This is a genomic window from Vibrio sp. PSi01, assembly GCF_054960695.1.
In genome coordinates this window covers 1-479 of record NZ_JBHNYN010000056.1, presented here as the reverse complement: position 1 = coordinate 479, position 479 = coordinate 1, and the positions used below count along the sequence as shown (strand labels likewise).

Below are 479 nucleotides of genomic sequence, written 5' to 3'. Positions count from 1 at the left end.
TGTAGTGGCATAGTGAATTTGGTCACTTAGTTAGAGGTGATATCATCACCTCATAAGTTAACAGGTGACACTATGACAAAACGTACAAGACGACTATTTAGCGCAGAATTTAAGTTAGAAGCAGCTCAGTTAGTCCTAGACCAAAATTACTCAGTGACTGAAGCAGCCCAAGCCATGAATGTGGGCAAGTCCACGATGGATAAGTGGGTTCGCCAGCTTAGAGAAGAGCGCCAAGGAAAAACACCGAAAGCTTCACCGATGACCCCTGAACAAATAGAAATTCGGGAATTAAAAAAGAAGTTGGCTCGCCTTGAAGAGCATAATGAAATATTAAAAAAAGCCACGGCTCTGTTGATGTCGGACTCACTGAACAATTCTTGATAATCAAGAAACTTAAGCAGAGCTACAGCGTAAAAACATTATGCGAAGTCTTCAATGTTCATCGAAGTAGTTATCACTATTGGCTTAAACGCCCAACG

Annotated in this window: 1 pseudogene; it reads left to right on the top strand. The window is 41.3% G+C overall.

What is annotated here, in order from left to right:
• Positions 1–72: 72 nt before the first annotated feature.
• Positions 73–479 (top strand): annotated as a pseudogene (locus ACFI6G_RS22225) (transposase); the annotation flags it as partial.